This window comes from Nostoc sp. CMAA1605, assembly GCF_021596505.1.
In the GTDB taxonomy this organism is placed as follows: Bacteria; Cyanobacteriota; Cyanobacteriia; order Cyanobacteriales; family Nostocaceae; genus Trichormus.
Window position 1 is genome coordinate 20,724 of record NZ_PJIZ01000048.1, and the last position, 21,153, is coordinate 41,876.

Genomic DNA, 21,153 nt, shown 5'->3' on the forward strand with positions numbered 1-21,153 from the left:
TTGCACGAATAATTGAACACTCCGAATACATAAACTCCAGAGTTACCCTTCTGCGTTCTTCTTTGCACCTTTGCGCCTTTGCGCCTTTGCGTGAGCTTTTAAATAGTATTTTTAGCACCACCAAAATATTTATGCAAGAGGTTTAATGATTAGGGGAAAGGGCGCAGGGTGCAGGGTGCAGGGGGAGCAATTCCCTTACCCAGACTTCTCTTTGAGAAGCTAACGTGTAGCTTGCTTCCCTTCCAGGTAGGTCATTAAAATAAATTTTCCCAATTTGGAATTGCGTCTCTTTGGGCAATTAATAATTGTTGGATGCCTTTTTCGGCGTAATCTAGTAGCTGGTTTAATTGAGTGCGGGTAAAACTGCCTTTTTCAGCTGTACCTTGAGTCTCGATGAAACCTAAATTTTGATTCATGACTACGTTAAAGTCCACTGTAGCGGCGACATCTTCTATATAGTTCAAGTCTAAAAACGCCTCTTGTTCTAATAAGCCGACGGAAACAGCTGCTACCTGTCCACACAGGGGCGATCGCTCTAACACTCCTCGCTGCAATAATTGGGAAATAGCATGAGCTAACGCCACAAATCCCCCCGTAATCGCTGCTGTTCTTGTACCTGCATCAGCTTGCAGCACATCCGCATCTACCGTTAAAGTCCTCTCTCCCAAAGCCTCAAAATCTATCGCCGCCCTCAAACTACGTCCAATCAATCTTTGAATTTCTTGTGTTCTACCAGACAACTTCAATAATTCTCTTTCCTGACGTTGTTGTGTCGCTGAGGGTAACATCCGGTACTCAGCAGTTAACCACCCTTGACCTGTTCCTGACAAAAACCTGGGAACACCTTCAGCAACGCTAACAGTACACAATACTTTAGTCTCACCACATACTGTCAACACAGAACCAGGTGCGAATCGAGTAAATTCAGATTCAAAGGATACAGGACGGAGTTCATAGGGTTTTCGACCGTCGGGACGCTGCCAAGCCATCAGAGATGCCTCTATATCTTGTTTGTAAAACTGTACTTTAGAACAGCTATCAGGTATACGGTGGAGGGTTATAAAGGACACCAATGCTTTTCACCAATTGGTGTGGTGTTTCGCAGGTATGACTTTACCCAACACAGTTTACTGTTCACTGTTAAAGTTACTTTAGTATCGCCACTCATACTGAGTCTGTATCTTAAGGTCAGCATCTCTAGCTGAAGACAAAGTCATAAGATTGAAATTAAAGTGTAAGTCTTATTGTGTAATAAACAATCACTAATCCAGAAAAATTTTAGGATAACTAAAGACTGATTTAAGAAGTTTCCAACAACGTTAAAATATTTTGCAAAACTAGCTCTGGTAATTGATCACCATTAATCGTTAACAAACGGCGGCGGCGGTCATAATACTCTAAAATAGGCACAGTACGGTCATAAAAAATCTCTACCCGACGCTGTACAATCTCTGGTTGGTCATCTGGTAGAGAGCGACCCAAAGAGCGACTCACCATCACCGCTTCTGGGACTTGTAAGTAAATTGCCCAATCTAACTTTTGTCCCAATTCATCCAACAAAAAATCTAATTCCTCCGCCTGAAACGCAGTTCGGGGATAACCTTCCAAAATCCAACCACCACTAACATCAGGTTTTTTCAGTCGCAACCGAATTAATTCAATAATCATTTCATCCGGTACTAGTTCCCCCTTAGATACATAGGGTTGTGCATAGCGGCCAAGTTCACCCAAATTAGCATAGACACTTTCCAAAGTCTTACCGCCGGATATTGCTTCCCGTAACATCTCCCCTGTAGAAATCTCTGGTACTTCAAAATATCTCGCTAATCTTTGCGCTTGTGTACTCTTCCCTGATCCTGAGCCTCCTAGAATTACTAGTCTCACAACTATTCACTCCTCAACCCGTCACATTTACCACATAATAAGTTTGTTTTGCCCAACCGTGTAGAAAATCTCACATTTAACCCAAGAGTCATACTGTTTACCTTCTGGTTCAAAGCAGCAGCAACTAAAGGGAGTAGGAAAACACCAAGCAATCCCCAATCCCCACTCCCTCATATCACTCTTGACTTCCGCACAACCTAGTGTTTGACTTATAGAGCAGATTGCCAGGTTGATCAAACTGAGCAAAAACAAATTGATTATACAGGTGATTTTCTCAAAGGAATCTCTGCTAAATCTGATGAATTTATTGTGATTTTTTGAAATTTATCCTATGGTTGCCCAGTTAGAAACTCCCAGTGCGAATTCCACTCCTAGCCTACTGCATCCAATTGAAGGTCTGGTGCAAGTCTTCACCAGCACTCACCGCAACTTTTTCACCAGCGTCATGGGACAAGCACTCAGAATTGCTGGACAAGGTACACCAGTTTTGATAGTACAGTTTCTCAAAGGTGGCATTAAACAAGGACACGATCGCCCGATTCAGTTAGGACAAAATTTAGATTGGTTACGCTGTGACTTACCCCGTTGCATTGATACACCACATCTAGATGAATCTGAACACCAAGCTTTACAAAAATTATGGCAACACACACAGCAGGTAGTAAACGAGGGCAAATATTCTCTGGTTGTCCTCGATGAGTTAAGTTTGGCGATTCACTTTGGTTTAATTGCTGAATCAGAGGTTTTGGCTTTTCTCTCGCAACGCCCTTCTCATGTAGATATTATTCTTACTGGTACAGAAATGCTGTCGTCTATTCTCGATGTAGCTGATCAAATTACCGAAATTCGTCGCTCTCATCGCCCCTAAACAAATCGGCACTAAACAAATCTACTCTCAACAAAATACACAGTTCACGATATCCTAGTATTTCCGTTTATATTAATTGTGAACTTGTGATTAAAAACGATATCTGGATTACTGAGATGGCTCAAAAAGGAATGATTTCTCCTTTTGAGCCAGGTTTAATTAGTAAATCTGAGCAATTACCTGTCATTTCCTATGGTTTAAGCAGTTTTGGCTATGACATCAGATTATCATCAAGAGATTTCCGTATTTTTAGGCATATTCCTGGAACTGTAGTAGATCCCAAGAATTTTAATCCTGAAAACTTGGAGGAAACTAAACTTCATCAAGATGCTAACGGTAGCTATTTTATTCTCCCAGCTCACTCGTATGGTCTTGGCGTTGCTCTTGAAAGGTTAGAAATACCAGATAACATTACAGTAATTTGCATAGGTAAAAGCACTTATGCAAGGTGTGGTATAATTGCTAACGTTACACCTGCTGAGGCAGCTTGGCGCGGTTACTTAACACTAGAATTGTCGAATGCTTCCAGTGCCGATTGTCGGATTTATGCCAATGAGGGCATAGTGCAACTTATGTTCTTGGAAGGAGAACCTTGCGAAGTGAGTTATCAAACACGTCAGGGAAAATATCAAGACCAATTACAAATGGTAACTCTTGCTAAAGTGTAAATTACCAAAGAATCATTGATTTCGACTTTTATTGACTTGAGGCAAATTTTGTGTTTCTTGTGGTTTTAATATCTGAACAATCTGAGTTATGGTTAAAAGTATAGTTACAATAGTCAGTAAAATAGTGAAATATGTTTGATTGACTTCAATAAAATCTCTAGCTTTACTGAATAAATCCTTGTTAGGATTTCCACGAATTTTTTTACCATCTTTTTTGTAAGGAATAACACCCTCTTTTACATCGAGTAAATAGAGTGTACAAAACTTCTGTCCTTTCTCAAGAAAGATGGTTCTTTTACCTAAGTTGAAAACTGTAATAGAAAGCTTTCCTCTATATCCAGGGTCTATCTTGGATGAAGTATTAGACAAGCCATCTTGTAAGAGAGACACCTTTGGAACTACATGACCAAATCTAGATTTTGGAAAATGGACTGTTTCAGATGTCTCAATTATCACGGCAGATCCGGGTTGAAGAGATATCTTGCCGTTATCTAATAAATCAGTCTTCCCAGAATCTCTATGATCTCTATATTCACTACCTACTCTTAAGTCATAGCTTGCATTACTAGATTCTGTATCGCTAATTTGGGTTGTGTCAAGGTTTTGTACAAAAATCACATCTCCATTGATACCCCCTGCTTCATCATACTCTTGTTGGCTTTTCACCACTGTTCTATTGCTACCATCCAATATAAATGGGACAACACTCATAATAGTTGTTGCTCTTAAAATACTGCTACTTGATTATACTGCTACTTGATTATACTGCTACTTTTTAGTAATGTATTGCACACAGTATTTATTTAATAAGCTTAAATCTATGTAACAAGAAGGTCTTGAAATTAAATTTCAGGAGCAGCAAAAGATAGTAAATTTACCGAAAGTCAAGACAATTCAAAATTAATAAGCTTCGTGTTCATATCACAGCGAATTTTGCTCAAATACTAATTTATGAGAATTTTTAGCTTATCACTAAAATTCTCCATCTTTTATACCACGCCAGCCCATGTCTTCCACATTTTTCACTGAATGTTGTGCATCGATAAAGGGCTTTTTTAATTTCTTGCTCAATAGATTTTCATCAAGCAGAACTAACATAATTAATTTCCTCTTTATTTAACATTGCCTTAGCAATTACCTCTAAAACTTGTAAAACTTGAGTTTGCAAATGTGGAAAGTCTTCTAAAAATTCGGTTAGACCTGCTTCGCCTTCTAGATAATCGAAAAAAGTCTGCAATGGAACTCTTGTTCCAACGAATACAAGAGTTCCACTCATAATCTCTGGATTAGATTCGGTAATTTGACGATCGCACAGCACTTTTTGAATATCCATCGTCTTGCAGTGGGGATTTAGACATCATCTAGATTTTAATCTAGCTCTAAGGTGCTAATCTGCCCTTGCCTAAACGAGTTTTTTCATACCACTGAGCAAGCGCGGGAGTCCATTGTTCAAAATGCGGCCACATCAGTTCGCACAATTTCTGAATTTCCAGTTGAGCATCTTTCTTATTTCTCAAGTCGCAAAAATGCAAAAATGAACGCAAATTAAAGCTGACTACAAAATGTTGACGATAATCAAAGGGAACTTTACCTCTGGCGTGTTCTTCTGACATTCCCCCTTCAAAATCAGCTTTATATCGTTTAGCAGCTTCCAAACACCACTCTAAATCAGAGGCTCTTTGCTCAGGAGAATAGTAATATTTTTTACCTTGCCTGTCTGTATAATAACCAACTGGGCGTAGGTAAAAAACGTCTTCAATGTCTTTTCTACCTTCGACTACATCAATAAACTGTTCACCTGTATACCTAAAGGATTGAACATCAAATGATACCGCTACTCTGTGAGTACGCGCTTGTTGCATGACACTATGAGGAAAATAACCGCAGTTGAAGACAATTTGAGGATGTTCTAGCGGCCCGTAATGTCCTCTTTCGCCTGCTAATAGTCGTTTAACAATAATTTCGCCGCATTCTGACTCCGAAGGCCAAGAGTCACGTTCGTCAAACACGAACCCATCTGTATAGTCTTGGTGCATGGCTGCATAAATCACCTGCTGGGGGTTTGGTGTTTTAGCTATAACTTCTACTCGGAATCGATCCATTGGCTTTTGAACGGTTGATTTGTATTTGTTCTGGGAGGGTGGTTTTTAACCCGACTCACAATCATATCTCTTTGGACAGATTAAGATGCTTTACAAAAATTTATATATTTGTTACAGTTTGTTACATCATAAATAACTGGGAAAAACAAAATGCGTACAAACAATGCCATCGTTGACGATCAAGGTTTAATGAATAATTTCGCGATTGAGCCAAAGGTGTATGTAGATGAACAAGGCGATCGCACCGGCTTCACTCCCTATGCAGAATTACTCAATGGTCGTTTAGCCATGATTGGGTTTATTGCTCTAATTGCTTTAGAAGTGTTTACAGGACATGGTATTTTTGGTTTCTTCTCAAATCTATAAAAATAATAAAATCTTAAGTTTTGTAAAAATAGTAAATTAACAAAATCAGAGACAGGAAATTTCCTGTCTCTTAATGTATTCAGACTTTTGTGATATTTTGACAGTGACCAAGGGCAGAAGAAACAGACTAAACCAATTCTCTAAAATTTGCCTATAGATTCTTGTTTGAGAGACTCTTTTAAACTTCATCTGTCTGAATTGCCAATTGGTATCATTTTGTTCCTGTAACCTCATAATCTGTCACCTTTCACAAATTATGGTTTTAACTGCTTCTACCATGTTGCCATTAGGCACAAAAGCACCAGATTTTCATCTACCTGAAGTAGTGTCTGGCAAAATAATTTCCCTAGCTAGTTTTGCCGAGCAAAAAGTTTTGTTAGTGATGTTTATTTGTCGTCATTGCCCATTTGTGAAGCATATTCAAGACGAAATTACCAAGCTAGGAGAAGATTATCGCACGAGTGATTTAGCGATCGCCGCTATTAGCTCTAACGATGCTGAAAAATATCCAGATGACGCGCCTGACTCCCTCAAAGCATTAGCCATAGAAAAGGGATGGCAATTTCCGGTATGCTACGACGAAACCCAGGCCATAGCCAAAGCCTATACAGCCGCTTGTACACCTGACTTTTTCGTGTTTGATGCAGAACGCAAACTTGTGTATCGCGGACAGTTAGACGATAGTCGTCCCAGTAACGGTAAACCAGTCACAGGCGCAGATTTACGTGCTGCGATTGATGCCGCTTTAGCCAGTCAACCTGTGACTATTGAACAAAAGCCTAGCATTGGTTGCAATATCAAATGGAAAGCGGGGAATGAACCCAGTTATTTTGGGTAGGGGTTGGGGATTGGGAAGAGGCAGGGGGCAGGGGGCAGGGGGCAGGGGACTGGGGACTGGAGACTGGGGACAAGGTAGATTTGACTCCTTCCTATTCCCCATGCCCTATGCCCTATGCCCTATGCCCTATGCCCCATGCCCCATGCCCCATTCCCCATTAATGTTGAATTTCCAAATTGAGAATATAGTGTCCTAATTGGACATTTTCTGCCCAAAGTTCGTACTCTATACGTAGATGCTCTGGCAGGGGATTGCCACTGAGGGTGAGATTTTTGGTAAAGTTGCGTAAGCGGATGGGATCATTGGGTTGTATTGATTCTGTAGGTAGCCAATATCGGCTCACCCCATAAACACCTTGTTCCCAAAAGTGACGGTAACTCACCTGTTCGTTACCTTGCATGGTCATAATGATCCGATAAGGAGAAATTTCCAACCACAGCACTCTAGGGCTAGTGGGAGTATAAGCTTTAGTTTTGTGTGGGGTCGCTGTATCTTCTATTTCGTGGGGAAATGCAACTTCACAGGTGATTAGAGGCGGTGCAGTTAATAGTAGATGGAATCTATCAGTGTCTTTCTGATACAGCGTGCCAGCAGTTTCTACCACTGACCAGAATGGCAGGTCTGTGGAAATATGTGATAAGCACACGGGCTTGCGGTGATGAGTGAGCATGGGAGCGTTGAAGGCTAAAAGCTATTGAACAAGATGAAATTAATACCAGATACTTCAGTTGATTGGGTAAGCAACTAAAGAATAAAACATAGTAAAACTTGCTTAATATTAACTGAAGATGCTTTTTTAGTAAGCTATATAAACAAACATCAAAATAAGTTGAATATGAATCTCAAAAGTTCATGTAAGAATAATGAAATTTATTAAGTAAACTCTGTGAAAAGTTATACTTTTGTGAAAAAAGACAACTAAGAGTTACCATCAGAATACTTACTGAGTATCCCACATAAGAGTGAAGTAGCAATAACTAAAAAATAAATCTATACTAACCCAAGTTGCTATATGAATCCGCTTTGATTCGGTGAAATTGTTTGCGTAGGTAGGGAACAGGGAACAGGGAACAGGGAACAGAGAACAGGGAACAGGGAACAGGGAACAGGGAAGAAGAAATAAAAGTGTACCTAGCTTCGCAAAAATCAAATACGAGTCCTATAGTTAGCAAGATAGGGAATAGATAATTAAGCGCAATGAAAAGCAGCTTGTTTCAGCTACAGACAGTTTTCTCAAAATTCCATCGAAATTCACCCCAACTTAGCTGATTAGCAATTTTGAGAGAGCAAAAAGCGATACTATACTAGGCAGTCTCTATCAATAATGGGCATAGGGTATAGGGCATGGGGTATGGGGGTTGTATTTTTCTCCACCTGCTTACAATGCTTCTGCTGTTTCCCTGTTGCTAATTGTTCAAGTTTGGGTTTTGGATTGACTATTTTGAAGAGAGTTTCATCTAAAATCCGTCTTGAAAAGTTCTGTACGCGGGAAACCCGGCTGTAGAACTTTTCGCAAAATCTCAAATTCCCAGTCCCCAATCTCTAATTTTCAGAAAGTATATTGTGATGTTAGCTGCTGCCATAACATTAGAATCTCAAGAAGACCTTTCCCACAAGTTAATTATTCAAACACCTGCTACTGGGGTATCCTTACAGGGTCGTATCCAGATACCAGGGGATAAATCAATTTCCCATCGGGCTTTGATGTTGGGTGCGATCGCCCAAGGTGAAACGGAAATCCAAGGGTTACTTTTGGGTGAAGATCCCCGTAGCACTGCTAGCTGTTTTCAAGCTATGGGTGCAGAAATTTCACCGTTGAATACTGAATTGGTGCGGGTGAAAGGTATTGGTTTAGGTAATTTACAAGAACCTGTAGATGTGTTGAATGCGGGTAACTCTGGGACAACACTGCGTCTGATGTTGGGATTGTTAGCATCTCATCCAGGACGCTTTTTTACAGTCACCGGTGATAATTCTTTGCGATCGCGTCCCATGTCCCGTGTCGTCAAACCCCTGCAACAAATGGGGGCGCAAATCTGGGGACGTAAGGATAATTCTTTAGCACCTTTGGCGGTACAAGGACAAATCCTCAAACCCATTCACTATCATTCACCCATCGCCTCTGCCCAGGTAAAATCCTGTATTATGCTGGCGGCTTTATTCACTGAGGGTAAAACTACGGTGACAGAACCAGCCCTATCCCGTGACCACAGCGAACGGATGCTACGGGCGTTTGGTGCAGATGTCAGTGTTGATCCAGAAACCAAAAGCGTGACGGTCACAGGCCAGGCGCAATTGTACGGTCAAAAAGTCATTGTCCCAGGGGATATTAGTTCTGCGGCCTTTTGGTTAGTGGCTGGGGCGATTGTTCCTGGTTCAGAATTGGTGGTGGAAAACGTCGGCGTGAATCCCACCCGCACAGGAATTTTAGAAGCTTTGGAAATGATGGGGGCGGATATCCAATTAGAAAATCAGCGTGAAGTCGCCGGGGAACCTGTGGCGGATCTGCGAGTGCGTTATAGTCGTTTACGCAGTTGCACCATTGCTGGGGATATCGTACCGCGCATGATTGATGAAATCCCGATTTTGGCTGTGGCGGCGGTGTTTGCCGAAGGTACTACCGTAATTCGGGATGCAGAAGAGTTGAGAGTCAAAGAAAGCGATCGCATTACAGTGATGGCGCAACAACTCAATAAACTCGGCGCGCAAGTGACGGAATTACCAGACGGGATGGAAATTACAGGCGGGACTCCCTTAAGAGGAACAGACGTTGATAGCCATACCGATCATCGCATCGCCATGAGTTTAGCGATCGCCGCCTTAAACGCCAGTGGCGTGACCACAATTCACCGCGCTGAAGCCGCCGCTATTTCTTATCCTAATTTCACTAACACACTGAAACAGATTTTGGGGTAATGGGGATTGGGGACTGGGGATTAGGGATTGGGGCATTGGGCATTGGGCATTGGGCATTGGGGACTTCCAGAAAATAACTGATTCAATAAATCAGACCAAAATATGATCATTGGATTCTTCCCCCCTGCTCCCTGCCCCCTGCCCTCTCTCTGTCTCCGCCGCAAACCCCACTTACATCTTTTGGGCTATTTGCAGGGCTGATAAAAACGATACAGAAATATTAGTAATGGAGTTTTTTTCTAACACAGTCTTTAAGCCAGCAAATAAAGCATTTCTTTGTTGCGGATCTAAAGCTATGTATGGCGACAGGGTACTTAAAAGCGTTAAATAATCATCAATACTATAAGTGAACTCACAAGGGAATTCTTCCGAGACAAAACACTTAAACAGACCAGAATCAATCACACTCTGTCCGAATCTGAGTATTTGTTTGTGCTGTGTTTCTCGTTCTTCGTATCTTCCTAAAGCTGGGGCTTGATGCTGATAAACCTCCTCAAAAGCCGCGTAAACTTCATACTGGGGTTGGGGTGTCATATTCCACAGCAAAATTAAATGACCATCTGCTTTTAAAGCATCGGCTGCTTTTGCATAGCCAATTTCTGGTGAAACCCAATGAAAAGATGTCGCCGCTAAAACAGCATGATATTTTTCAGGCTCTAGCGGCCACTCTTCAAAAGATGTATTAGTAATTTCTACAGAAGGATATTGTATACAATTTTGCTCTACTATTTGGCAAAGTTTCTGGCTTGGCTCTAGACAGACCATTGTGAAACCTAACTGAGCAAAAGCAACTGTAGCATTTCCAGGGCCACAGCCGATTTCTAAAATAACTGCGTCTTGTGGAAGTTTAGCTAACTCTACAGCACGGTGAATTAATTGCTGAGGATAGCGTGGTCTAGTTTTGTTATAGGCATCAGCTACTTCGCTATACCAGTTTTTTCTCTGCTGCGAAGTGTAGATATTTGCTACTTGGCTATACCAACTTTTTCTTTGTTCTAAATCTTTCATAAGTTGTGTGCAAGTGAGCTTTATACCAAGTGCCAATATTTTGGCAACATATCACCTATTAACTTAACTTGCCCATCCAAAACTGACACAGCAAACTAGAAAAGCTTTTAGCAGCAGGCAGAAAGGAAAGTGATAGCGAGAAAAGCTACACCTCTACACTAGAGACTGCCAGCTAAAAAAATAAATTATTTTCTGGAAGTCTCCTATCCAGGCTCCTAACCCAAATCATCATAAATGATTTAGGATGATTATAAATGTGTTGTTGACTATCAGATTTAATTATCTAATATCTCCTAAATGTAATACATGGGACTCTGCTGAGTACGTGCCTCTCTTTCTTGACACAAATCTTGGAGTGTATAGCGATTCAAAACCTCCGTCGAGGCTGCATTAGCTTGATCCCAAATTTCATGAACTAAAGTTTTTTCTAAAGATGGAGATTCGGAAATATCTTTGTCTTTGCGCTCACCTTCTACCAAAGTGATGATTTCTAATAAGGTAATTTGCCAAGGTTCACGCACTAAAACAAACCCTCCTTTGGCACCACGTTGACTTTGTACCACGCCAGCACGCCGCAAGGTAGTCAAAATTTGTTCTAGATATCGCTCAGGTATGGGTTGTTTGGCAGTAATTTCACCCACAGTCAGAACTTTCTGTCCGTGGTGAGTTGCCAATTCTAATAGTGCCAGTAGCGCGTATTCAACTTTGGCAGATAAATCTAAAAGAGCGTAGTTTTGGCTATTCAAGTGTGTACTCAAGATAATACGGTTAGTTGATTGATTTAACGCAATTTATGCGAATTTAATTTTTTCTCAGTCTTAGATGTGATAACATCCGACTTATAAAGTAAAGACATAAATCTATCGACTTACCGTAGATTATCTTACACAATTTTACCCAATTGCTTCAACTGTTCTTGGTGAGGACACAACAACAAGGGGTGTAAGGGTGTGGGGGTGTAAGGGTATGAGGGCGTAAAAGATTGTTTGAAAATCACTTTGCGGTGATTTCAGGCACTTATCGACTCCTTATAGCCCTAAACCTCATATCTTCATACTTCTATAACCCTAAATCCATCCATTTACTCAGGAAGATCATGCTACTAACTGATTTACGAACCATATATGAGCGTGACCCAGCAGCACGGAATTGGCTGGAGGTGTTGTTTTGTTATCCGGGGTTGCAAGCGTTATTGTTTCATCGCTTGTCACACTGGCTGTATAAACTGAATGTGCCGTTTATACCACGGTTTCTTTCTCATATTAGTCGGTTCCTAACTGGGATTGAGATTCACCCAGGGGCAGTTATTGGCAAGGGCGTATTTATTGATCACGGTATGGGTGTAGTTATTGGTGAAACAGCCATTATTGGTGATTATGCTTTAATTTATCAAGGTGTCACCTTGGGGGGTACGGGGAAAGAGACAGGTAAACGTCACCCGACAATAGGTAGTCATGTAGTTGTAGGTGCGGGTGCGAAGGTATTGGGTAATATTACCATCGGCGATCGCGTCCGTGTTGGCGCAGGCTCAGTTGTGTTAAGAGATGTTCCCAGCAACACTACAGTGGTGGGAATTCCAGGGCGTGTAACCCGTGAAAATAACTCCAATACAGATTTTTTGGCGCATGGAAAACTGCGCGACGTAGAAGCAGAAGTGATTCGAGCGTTGTTTGAGAGAGTCAAAAATTTAGAAAAACAAATAGAACAGCTAGAAACTAAATCAACCCCAGTCCCCACTTACATAACGCTAGAGCAACTTTACAACTCTCACCAAACTGAGTCCGATTCCATGATTGAAGAATTTTTAGATGGTGCGGGAATTTGATTTTGGTCAATGGTCAATAGTCAATAGTCAATAGTCATTAGTCATTAGTTATTAATACTTCTTCTACCTTGTCTACCTTGTCTCCTAATCCCTAATCCCCAATCCCCAATCCCCCCTTGTATCAGAACGCCTACTATAGATATACTACGGTTAATGAATCGGTTAAGTGTAATATCCAGTGGTGTCACTAAAATCAAGCTTTATTAACTCAGCTAGTCACAATACTAAGCTGTTGTTTACACGACGGTCATTTTTACCGGAGTATCAAAATAGCCTCTGGCAGATTGACACGGGTTTTGTTAGAACCTTTACATATCTGGAAAATGGTACAACTGTAGCCTTGGGGTTATGGGGTGCTGGAGATGTTATTGGTAAGGCTCTATCAAAATTAGAACCTTATCAAATGGAGTGTTTGACTAAGGTGGAGGCGAGAATCTTACCCTTAGATGAATGGTCTTATCCGACAGAAACTTTATTGGCGCACATCCAACAAGCTGAAGAGTTAGCCGTGATTCGCAGCTACAAGAAAGTAGAGACTATGCTGCTGAAGTTGTTGGCGTGGTTATCTCACAGGTTTGGTTCAGAAGTAGAGAAAGGACGCTTGATAGATATGCGTCTGACTCACGAAGACTTAGCTGATATGATTGGTTCGACAAGGGTGACAGTAACTCGCATTTTGGGACAGTTTGAGCAGGAGGGATTGATTGACAGGCGATCGCTCAATAGAATTATTCTGCGAGAAGAAGAGATTTGGTATTACGAGATTTAGTTGTTGGGGATTGGGGATTGGGGACTGGGTACTGGGAGACAAGGTAGACAAGTATCTCAATGACTAATAACTATTGACTATTGACTATTGACTAATACCCGACTGTTTTTTAGTCAGGAAAAATGATTTAATAAAATTCTTGTAAATGTATGTCTACATTTTCTTGTGTGGGCATAAAGTGTTGCGTTTTACAACTTTTTTAATAACTAAATAACTATTTACCAATGAAAAAAATATTATCTCGACAAAGTATATTAACATCTGCCTGTGTGCTACTCATAACAGCTTGTGGAAGTAATACCGCAAATAATTCTACAAGTGAGACACCTAGTAGCTCAAACCAATCTACAACAATTCCTATTGGTATTGCGATCGCTCAAACTAGTAATGTCGCTTTGTTAGGTCAAGAACAGGTAGCTGGAGTGAAAATTGCCGAAAAGTATTTTAATGATAAGGGTGGTATTAACGGTACACTCATTAAGTTAGTATTGCAAGACACTGCTGGAGACGAAGCAGGCGCGATTAATGCTTTTCAAACTTTAATTAATAGAGATAAAGTAGTTGGGATTGTCGGCCCTACTTTATCGCAGCAAGCCTTTAGTGCTGACCCTGTAGCTGAACGTGCTAAAGTACCAGTCATCGGCCCATCAAATACAGCTAAAGGTATACCTGAAATCGGTGATTATGTCGCTCGTGTTTCTGTTCCGGTTTCTGTAGTTGCACCTAATGCTGTCAAAGCTGCTCTCAAACAAAATCCTAATATTAAAAAGGTTGCTGTTTTCTTTGCTCAAAATGATGCTTTTAGCAAATCAGAAACGGAAATTTTTCAAAAGACTGTTAAAGACCAAGGTTTAGAATTAGTCACAGTTCAAAAGTTTCAAACAACTGACACTGACTTTCAAAGCCAAGCTACCAACGCCATTAATTTAAAACCAGATTTAGTAATTATTTCGGGATTAGCGGCTGATGGTGGTAACTTAGTTAGACAATTGAGGGAACTAGGTTATAAAGGCTTAATTATTGGTGGAAATGGATTAAATACATCAAATATTTTCCCGGTTTGTAAAGCTTTGTGCGATGGTGTGTTGATAGCTCAAGCTTACAGTCCAGAACATCCTGGCGAGATTAACGCGGCTTTTCGTAAAGCTTACTTAGATCAGTTTAAGAAAGAACCCCCTCAATTTAGCGCGCAAGCTTTTACCGCAGTGCAAGTATATGTAGATGCGCTCAAAGAGTTAGATAATAAAAGCAAAGTTGCTCAGTTACAACTACCACAGTTAAGAACAGAATTAAACAAGCAAATCTTGGTAGGTAAGTACAATACCATTTTAGGAGAAATTAGTTTTACTCCTGTAGGTGAGGTTGTACAGAAAGATTTTTATGTGGCTCAAATTAAAATGGAAAAAGATGGTAGTCAGGGTAAGTTTGCATTCTTGAAGTAGAGATTGGGATTGGGGAATAGTTTGTAGTGAGAACTTTAGTTAAAAAAGGACTAAAGTCCTTACTACGAACTCAAGTCTCCAATCCCCAATAGCCAATCCCTCATAAATTACTATGGACATTAGTTTATTTATTCAACAATTGTTAAATGGCCTATCTATTGGTAGTGTCTATGCAATTTTTGCTTTGGGTTATACGTTGGTTTATTCCATTTTAGGGATTATTAACTTAGCGCATGGGGCAATTTTTACTCTGGGGGCATATTTTACTTATGCACTCATGGGTGGTAGTTTTGGATTTAATGGCTTATTTGCTAATTTGATGCTACCAGTACAATTACCATTTGCTATGGCTTTAATTATAGGCAGTGGTTTGGCTGGATTGGTGGGGGTGGGAATGGAACGCATTGCATTCAAACCTTTGCGAAATAAAGGTTCTGACCCTTTACTAACAGTAGTTTCTAGCTTAGGGGTAGCAGTAGTAATTGTAAATTTAATTCAGTATTTAGTAGGTGCAGAAAGTTATACTTTTCCTGCTAATACTTTTGGTAATTTACCAGCCGCCATTAATTTTGGGAGTGTAGAAAAACCAATTCCCATTCGGAGTGTACAGGTGATTATTTTTGGGGTGTCGATGGTAATTGTGGCTATCCTCACCTATTTTATTAATCGTACTAAATACGGTAAAGCTATGCAGGCGATCGCAGAAGATCCAGTTACTTCTAGTCTATTAGGAATTGATAGCGATCGCTTTATCATCTTGACATTTTTCCTCAGCAGTTTTCTAGCAGGGTTAGCCGGGACTTTGGTAGCCTCTAGCGTCAGTATTGCAGGCCCCTATTTTGGTATCGCCTTTGGGTTACGGGGTTTGGCGGTGATTGTTTTGGGTGGTTTAGGAAGTATCCCTGGTGCGGTTTTGGGGGGTTTACTCATTGGTGTCGTGGAAGCACTCGTCCCGGCGGAATTTTCTGGCTATAAAGACGCTGTAGCTTTTGGCATTTTATTTGTCATGCTATTAGTTAGACCCCAAGGTTTATTAGGTCGTCGGTTCATCCAGAAAGTATAAGGATAGTTGAGTTACAAAGCCATGACAACATTTACAAAACCGAAATTAACCTTTGAGCAGTTTCTTGATCAATCTCCAGAGGAAGGTTTTTATGAACTTGTTAATGGGGAAATAGTAGAAGTGCGTTCAACTAGAAATCATGATGATGTTGCTGATTTTACAGCCGACTCTTTCAAAGAAGAAATTAAACGTCTTAATTTGAATTATGTCGTCAAAAATACGGCAGTTTTTAGAACTGTAACTGCTAATGGTATAGAACAAGGACGCAAGCCTGATGTTAGCTTCATAGATAGAGATTTATGGCGTGCAGATCGTTCGGCTTATGCTGCACTGAGTCAACCAATTCAGTTGGCTGTAGAAGTAACATCAACTAATTGGGAAGATGACTATATTGATAAATTGGATGAATATCAAAGATTAGGCATTCCTAAATATTGGATTGTGGATTATTTGGCAATTGGTGATAGGAAATACTTGGGACAACCCAAAGAACCGACAGTGTTTGTTTTTTTATTAAATGCTGATGGTGAATATGAGCGTACATCTTTTAAAGGTGCTGATTTAATAGTCTCTAGAACTTTTCCAGAATTACAACTGACAGCATCACAAATCTTGACGGCTTAGAATTTCATTAAGCAATTTAAGCAATGGCTGAATTTTTCTCGACTTATGGCTCACTCATTGTTTCAATGGTATTAGGGGCGTTACTCGGACTCTCACTTTATTTACCATTGATGGCTGGACAATTATCTTTAGCTAGTCCAGGATTTTATGCTTTAGGTGGTTATATAGCAGCAATTTTATCGACTAAAGTTTTTACATCTAATAGTAACTTATTCCCCATACACTTGTTGTTATTGGAGATGGTAATTGCTGGGTTAGTTTCGGGTTTATTGGGTATAGTTATAGGAATTCCTGCTTTAAGATTACGGGGAATTTATTTAGCGATCGCCACTATTGCATTTGTAGAAGTTTTACGCGTTTTTTCCTTGAATTTAGAAATTACAGGTGGTGCTGTGGGGATTTTTGCTATCCCTCAACCATTCCAAACTCAAATAGAATACTTGTGGATTGCTTTACCATTACTATTAATTAGTATGGTGCTATTTTATCGCTTAGAAAGGGTGCGAGTTGGTAGAGCGTTTACTGCAATTCGAGAAGATGAATTAGCCGCAGGTGCAATGGGAATTAATCCCACTTATTATAAAGTTTTAGCCTTTACTTTAGGAGCTATTTTAGCGGGTACAGTTGGTGCAATTAGCGCGCATTTCCTTAACACTTGGAACGCACGACAAGGCACATTTGACGCGAGTATTATTTATTTAACTTTTGTTTTAATTGGTGGTTCAAGAAGTTTCTTAGGTTCAGTTGTAGGTGGTATGGTATTTACAGCTTTACCAGAGGTTTTACGCAGTCTAGCTGATACAGGTGGTTTTCCTGTGTGGTTAGCTCAATTTCTTCGAGATGGTAGGTTAATTATTTTTGGTTTATTGATAGTTATAGGTACAATTTTCTTTCCTCAAGGTTTGATTACTCCTGATAGTTTTAAAAGGGGTAAACGGGGGAATAGTCAGTAGTCAGTAGTCAGTAGTCAACAGTCAATAGTCAATAGTCAACAATGACAGAGAACAAGCAACCTATTTTAGCAGCTAATTCACTTACTCGCCGTTTTGGTGGGTTGGTGGCGGTAAATAATGTTTCTTTTAGTGTTAATCAATATGAAATTTTTGGGTTAATTGGCCCTAATGGTGCGGGTAAAACAACTTTATTTAATTTAATTACAGGGTTGATTCCTCTTTCTAGTGGTGAGTTAACTTATCAAGAAAAAGCAATTTCGCAACTGCGTTCTCATCAAATTGCTAATTTAGGAATTGCTAGAACTTTTCAGAATATTCGCTTGTTTGGGGAATTATCAGCTTTAGAAAATGTAATTATTGCTCGACATTTACATACTAATAGTAGTTTAATTACAGGGGTTTTAGGTTTACCACCAGCACCTCAAGAGGAGAATAAAAGTAGACGGAAGGCTTTAGAATTATTAGAGATGGTGGGATTAAGCGATCGCGCTGAGGAAAAATCCCGAAATTTTGCCTATGGTGATCAGCGTCGCTTAGAAATTGCGCGCGCGTTAGCTTTAGAACCGCAAATATTACTCCTAGATGAGCCTGCGGCGGGAATGAATCCTAGCGAAAAGGCGCAACTTAGTGATTTTATTCGGGATATCCGCGATCGCTTCAATTTAACTATCATTATTATTGAGCATCATGTCCCCTTAGTAATGGGATTATGTGATCGCATCGCTGTGTTAGATTTTGGTCAATTAATCGCCTTGGGTAAACCATCGGTAATTAGAAATGATCCGGCTGTAATTGAGGCTTATTTAGGTAATGAATGATTAAATATACCCCCGACTGCTGCAAACAATCGGGAATATGATGATTATTCACTTATTAATAATTTTTTCTACTTCGACGGCAATATCTGGAAATGCAAGTGGCTGAATTATTCCTGTTGTGAATGTTTGTTTAGTTGCATACTCTCCATCTAGAATATCTCGAAATACAACTAAGTTGAGCTTTCGCAAATTCACAACCCAATATTCTAAAATTCCGGCTTGGGCATAAATTTTACTTTTTGTTTCTAAATCTTTCTCTAAACTAGAGTTAGCATACTCAATCACCCAGAAAATATTCTCTGGATAAGGGTGATGCAGTAAATACTCTCGTCCTAAATTTTGGACGATAGCAATATCAGGCTCAGGCTCAGATTCGTTAGGTAAAGTGATAGGCTTGGCTTGGCGTATCGTAGCTAAGTCACCTAACAACTTTATCAGATAGTTTGCAGCTTCATGGCTACAATAAGCATGGGGTTCGCCTTCTGGGGACATTTCGATGATTTCTCCTTGGAGTAGTTCAACTTTGCGATCGCTTAAAATTCCCGCCTCAATCATGCGATGATATTCGTCAATTGACCACTTAGCAGTAATCATAGTCATGATGCTTGATTCCTCCCCAAGACTCTTGATATTTTCCTATTTTAAACGCACTGCAAAAACCTTATATTGATATTATGTAAGGTTTGTCTGAGTAATCGATTTTTCTGAAACCGCCAATGAACACCAATGAACACCAAACTGAAAATATTGAAGATTTTGTCATGTTAGAGGTACAAAACCTTGATGTTAATTATGGCGGTATTCAAGCCCTGAAAAAAATTAATTTAAACATTAAAAAAGGTGAAGTAGTTACTTTAATTGGTGCCAATGGTGCAGGTAAAACCACAACACTACGCGCCATATCTAAAATAGTAAATCCTTACAGCGGACAAATTATTTATAGTGGACGGAATATTACTCGCCGCCAACCCCATGAAGTCGTCAAACTAGGAATTGCCCATTGTCCAGAAGGGAGACGAGTGTTAGCTAAACAAACAGTGTTAGATAATTTACTTTTAGGTGCTTATATTCGGTCAAATCAAGCCGAAATTAAAGTTGATATTCAAAAGCAATTTGAGTTATTTCCCCGATTAGCACAGCGACGCAATCAACTAGCAGGAACTCTCAGTGGTGGAGAACAACAAATGTTAGCGATCGCCCGTGCTTTAATGAGTAGACCACAACTATTATTATTAGATGAGCCAAGTTTAGGTTTAGCACCAGCAATTGTCAGAGAAATATTTACTATTATTGAGAATTTACGTGCTACAGGAGTCACAATTTTACTAGTAGAACAAAATGCTAACCTGGCTTTACAAATTGCCGATAGAGGCTATGTATTAGAAGCTGGCACTATCACTTTAACAGGTGCGGCTTCAGATTTAATCAACGATGAAAGAGTTAAAAAAGCTTATTTGGGATAATTATCATAGGATTCATATTTAATTTTTAAATAAATACTTTGTCGTGGATGAACACGCCACTACAAATTTAAGTTTTACTTGATTAGGGACTTCCAGATAAAAAAATATCCAAACTGTAGGGTGCGTCAGTGCAAGAAAACCTAACCATACAAAGAGATTATTCATACTGACGCACCCTACTAAGCTGTTGATTTGGGATAATTTATTTTTTAGTATTCCCTTAATCATCTTTTAATTAGTCATCATAAATTGATGCTCCGCAAACAGAAAAGGACTAAAGTCCTTACTACGAACTGAATTATATTATTTTTACATTGCTTAATCTTACTTTTTTAAATATGATATATCGGGGCCAAGAGGAATAATTCCGCCAGGGTTTAAAGGGAAAAGATTACCATAGTAATCACGTTTTACACTTTCTAAATCACAAGTATCTGCAACTCCTGGTAGCTGATATAAATTACGTAAATAAATGCTTAAATGTGGATAATCTTGGATGCGGCGCACATTACATTTAAATAAACCGTAATAGACAATATCAAACCGAAATAGTGTTGTAAATAGGCGCACATCGGCTAATGTCACCTGATTTCCGCACAGATATTTACTGTTAGCTAAAGCCGCCTCAATCTCATCTAAGGTTGTAAATAGTTGTTCGCAAGCTTGGTTGTAAGCAGTTTGCGTTTGAGCAAAACCACAACGGTATACACCATTATTTACGTATGTGTATATTTTTTCATTCCATTGGTCAATCTGTTCTTTTAGTTCCTGTGGATAAAGATTGAGTGTAGGATTAGCCGCAAACTCATTAAATTCAGAGTTAAGCATCACAATAATCTCTGCACTCTCATTATTTACAATAGTTTTTGTTTCCTTATCCCACAACACCGGCACTGTAGAGCGTCCATTGTATCCAGGTTGGGCAAGGGCGTATAATTCAGCGAGTGTAGAACAACCTAATTCTGGTGAGTCGAACACCCAACCGCCAGACTCAGCCGAAGGTGAAACAACAGATACATCGATAACTGATTCTAATCCTTTTAATGCGCGCACTACTAACGTGCGATGCGCCCACGGACAACCCATCCCTACATATAAGGTATAACGTCCGCTTGCTGGTGGATAGGGGCTATTTTCTTCAGATTTAACCCAATTTCTCAATTCGCTATTGGGACGAATATACTCACCTGATTGATTTCGGGGAGCAATTTTTGACATCATGATTTGCCAAAGAGTTGTCCAGACAAACTTCCCCATGCCGATAATTAGTTTAGGAGGTAAAGATTTACCTTTTTTGTGAGTTTTATTCGCAGTCATGATGGGAAGTTTCCCCTAGTTTATTCATAATAATTGAGATGCGATCGCTATAAAGCAAGGCGTAAACCATTGCTTTAACAATTCATTAATGGACAAACCCATATTTACTTATGTTACATCTACCTTTGCACTTGTACGATGCAAGTAGAAAAATAACTCGAATAGAATGGTGTTCTAGTTTACAACCTGATAAATATAATGGATATCTCTCAGTAATAAACCACAGTTG

The 21,153-nt window shown here is 39.8% G+C and carries 25 protein-coding genes; 14 read left to right on the forward strand and 11 right to left on the reverse strand.

Annotation, left to right across the window (positions count from 1 at the left end; genetic code table 11):
• Positions 1-254: 254 nt before the first annotated feature.
• The gene (gene rph / locus CV014_RS16975) at positions 255-989 is read right to left on the reverse strand and encodes a ribonuclease PH (protein WP_236143132.1); all 735 of its coding nucleotides are present in this window, start codon (positions 987-989) and stop codon (positions 255-257) included.
• 310 nt (positions 990-1,299) lie between these two features.
• The gene (locus tag CV014_RS16980; RefSeq protein WP_236143102.1) at positions 1,300-1,884 is read right to left on the reverse strand and encodes an adenylate kinase family protein; all 585 of its coding nucleotides are present in this window, start codon (positions 1,882-1,884) and stop codon (positions 1,300-1,302) included.
• Positions 1,885-2,215: 331 nt separating this feature from the next.
• Here CV014_RS16980 and CV014_RS16985 point away from each other — a divergent pair, with 331 nt between their 5' ends.
• Both CV014_RS16985 and dcd read left to right on the forward strand, forming a co-directional pair.
• Positions 2,216-2,752 (forward strand): P-loop NTPase family protein, encoded by a 537-nt coding sequence (locus CV014_RS16985; protein ID WP_236143103.1) that lies wholly within the window; start codon positions 2,216-2,218, stop codon positions 2,750-2,752.
• A gap of 86 nt (positions 2,753-2,838) precedes the next feature.
• Complete coding sequence (gene dcd, locus CV014_RS16990; protein WP_442946919.1) at positions 2,839-3,420, forward strand: dCTP deaminase; 582 nt, start codon at positions 2,839-2,841, stop codon at positions 3,418-3,420.
• Between the two features lie 12 nt (positions 3,421-3,432).
• Here the strand turns inward: dcd and CV014_RS16995 are convergent, their stop codons facing one another.
• The 4 genes from CV014_RS16995 to thyX form a co-directional block, all read right to left on the reverse strand.
• Positions 3,433-4,131 (reverse strand): dCTP deaminase domain-containing protein, encoded by a 699-nt coding sequence (locus CV014_RS16995; RefSeq protein WP_236143105.1) that lies wholly within the window; start codon positions 4,129-4,131, stop codon positions 3,433-3,435.
• Positions 4,132-4,392: 261 nt separating this feature from the next.
• Entirely contained in the window at positions 4,393-4,518 is a 126-nt protein-coding gene (locus tag CV014_RS30130) for a hypothetical protein (RefSeq protein ID WP_268964750.1), read from the reverse strand.
• Positions 4,502-4,753 (reverse strand): DUF433 domain-containing protein, encoded by a 252-nt coding sequence (locus CV014_RS17000; RefSeq protein WP_236143106.1) that lies wholly within the window; start codon positions 4,751-4,753, stop codon positions 4,502-4,504. Before CV014_RS17000 ends, CV014_RS30130 begins: the two co-directional genes overlap by 17 nt.
• Before the next feature lie 46 nt (positions 4,754-4,799).
• On the reverse strand, positions 4,800-5,522 hold the full coding sequence (gene thyX / locus CV014_RS17005) for an FAD-dependent thymidylate synthase (RefSeq protein ID WP_236143107.1): 723 nt from the start codon (positions 5,520-5,522) through the stop codon (positions 4,800-4,802).
• Positions 5,523-5,672: 150 nt separating this feature from the next.
• On the opposite strand from thyX, the gene CV014_RS17010 reads away from it, so the two are divergent.
• The 3 genes from CV014_RS17010 (at position 5,673) to CV014_RS17020 (ending at position 6,922) form a co-directional block, all read left to right on the forward strand.
• Positions 5,673-5,888: a chlorophyll a/b-binding protein gene (locus tag CV014_RS17010; protein WP_236143108.1), complete on the forward strand. Its 216-nt coding sequence runs from the start codon at positions 5,673-5,675 to the stop codon at positions 5,886-5,888.
• Between the two features lie 256 nt (positions 5,889-6,144).
• The gene (locus tag CV014_RS17015) at positions 6,145-6,726 is read left to right on the forward strand and encodes a thioredoxin family protein (RefSeq protein ID WP_236143109.1); all 582 of its coding nucleotides are present in this window, start codon (positions 6,145-6,147) and stop codon (positions 6,724-6,726) included.
• A complete protein-coding gene (locus CV014_RS17020; protein ID WP_236143110.1) occupies positions 6,704-6,922 on the forward strand; it encodes a hypothetical protein in 219 nt (72 codons plus the stop codon). The genes CV014_RS17015 and CV014_RS17020 overlap by 23 nt, the downstream gene beginning before the upstream one ends.
• Here the strand turns inward: CV014_RS17020 and CV014_RS17025 are convergent.
• Entirely contained in the window at positions 6,884-7,396 is a 513-nt protein-coding gene (locus CV014_RS17025) for a hypothetical protein (protein ID WP_236143111.1), read from the reverse strand. The two genes, CV014_RS17020 and CV014_RS17025, sit on opposite strands and share 39 nt — an antisense overlap.
• Before the next feature lie 896 nt (positions 7,397-8,292).
• Here CV014_RS17025 and aroA point away from each other — a divergent pair.
• The gene (gene aroA / locus CV014_RS17030) at positions 8,293-9,642 is read left to right on the forward strand and encodes a 3-phosphoshikimate 1-carboxyvinyltransferase (protein ID WP_236143133.1); all 1,350 of its coding nucleotides are present in this window, start codon (positions 8,293-8,295) and stop codon (positions 9,640-9,642) included.
• Positions 9,643-9,813: 171 nt separating this feature from the next.
• Here the strand turns inward: aroA and CV014_RS17035 are convergent, their stop codons facing one another.
• Positions 9,814-10,650 (reverse strand): class I SAM-dependent methyltransferase, encoded by an 837-nt coding sequence (locus tag CV014_RS17035; protein ID WP_236143112.1) that lies wholly within the window; start codon positions 10,648-10,650, stop codon positions 9,814-9,816.
• A gap of 293 nt (positions 10,651-10,943) precedes the next feature.
• On the reverse strand, positions 10,944-11,396 hold the full coding sequence (locus CV014_RS17040) for an RrF2 family transcriptional regulator (protein WP_225977528.1): 453 nt from the start codon (positions 11,394-11,396) through the stop codon (positions 10,944-10,946).
• A gap of 350 nt (positions 11,397-11,746) precedes the next feature.
• Between CV014_RS17040 and cysE the strand changes: the two genes are divergently transcribed.
• The 7 genes from cysE to CV014_RS17075 all read left to right on the forward strand — a co-directional run bounded on the left by cysE (position 11,747) and on the right by CV014_RS17075 (position 18,144).
• Positions 11,747-12,475, forward strand: coding sequence for a serine O-acetyltransferase (gene cysE, locus CV014_RS17045; RefSeq protein ID WP_103136644.1), 729 nt, complete (start codon positions 11,747-11,749; stop codon positions 12,473-12,475).
• 178 nt (positions 12,476-12,653) lie between these two features.
• Entirely contained in the window at positions 12,654-13,244 is a 591-nt protein-coding gene (locus tag CV014_RS17050) for a Crp/Fnr family transcriptional regulator (RefSeq protein WP_236143113.1), read from the forward strand.
• Positions 13,245-13,468: 224 nt separating this feature from the next.
• Positions 13,469-14,686: an ABC transporter substrate-binding protein gene (locus CV014_RS17055; protein WP_236143114.1), complete on the forward strand. Its 1,218-nt coding sequence runs from the start codon at positions 13,469-13,471 to the stop codon at positions 14,684-14,686.
• A 112-nt stretch (positions 14,687-14,798) separates the two neighbouring features.
• Positions 14,799-15,749, forward strand: coding sequence for a branched-chain amino acid ABC transporter permease (locus CV014_RS17060; RefSeq protein ID WP_236143115.1), 951 nt, complete (start codon positions 14,799-14,801; stop codon positions 15,747-15,749).
• A 21-nt stretch (positions 15,750-15,770) separates the two neighbouring features.
• The gene (locus CV014_RS17065; RefSeq protein ID WP_236143116.1) at positions 15,771-16,373 is read left to right on the forward strand and encodes a Uma2 family endonuclease; all 603 of its coding nucleotides are present in this window, start codon (positions 15,771-15,773) and stop codon (positions 16,371-16,373) included.
• 23 nt (positions 16,374-16,396) lie between these two features.
• Entirely contained in the window at positions 16,397-17,326 is a 930-nt protein-coding gene (locus CV014_RS17070; RefSeq protein ID WP_236143117.1) for a branched-chain amino acid ABC transporter permease, read from the forward strand.
• A 41-nt stretch (positions 17,327-17,367) separates the two neighbouring features.
• On the forward strand, positions 17,368-18,144 hold the full coding sequence (locus CV014_RS17075; protein WP_236143118.1) for an ABC transporter ATP-binding protein: 777 nt from the start codon (positions 17,368-17,370) through the stop codon (positions 18,142-18,144).
• Positions 18,145-18,192: 48 nt separating this feature from the next.
• Here CV014_RS17075 and CV014_RS17080 read toward each other — a convergent pair whose 3' ends face one another.
• The gene (locus tag CV014_RS17080; RefSeq protein ID WP_236143119.1) at positions 18,193-18,744 is read right to left on the reverse strand and encodes a Uma2 family endonuclease; all 552 of its coding nucleotides are present in this window, start codon (positions 18,742-18,744) and stop codon (positions 18,193-18,195) included.
• A gap of 116 nt (positions 18,745-18,860) precedes the next feature.
• Here CV014_RS17080 and CV014_RS17085 point away from each other — a divergent pair, with 116 nt between their 5' ends.
• Positions 18,861-19,607, forward strand: a complete 747-nt coding sequence (locus tag CV014_RS17085) for an ABC transporter ATP-binding protein (RefSeq protein ID WP_236143120.1) — start codon at positions 18,861-18,863, stop codon at positions 19,605-19,607.
• A gap of 324 nt (positions 19,608-19,931) precedes the next feature.
• Here CV014_RS17085 and CV014_RS17090 read toward each other — a convergent pair whose 3' ends face one another.
• Positions 19,932-20,924, reverse strand: a complete 993-nt coding sequence (locus CV014_RS17090) for a glutathione S-transferase family protein (protein ID WP_236143121.1) — start codon at positions 20,922-20,924, stop codon at positions 19,932-19,934.
• Between the last annotated feature and the right edge of the window lie 229 nt (positions 20,925-21,153).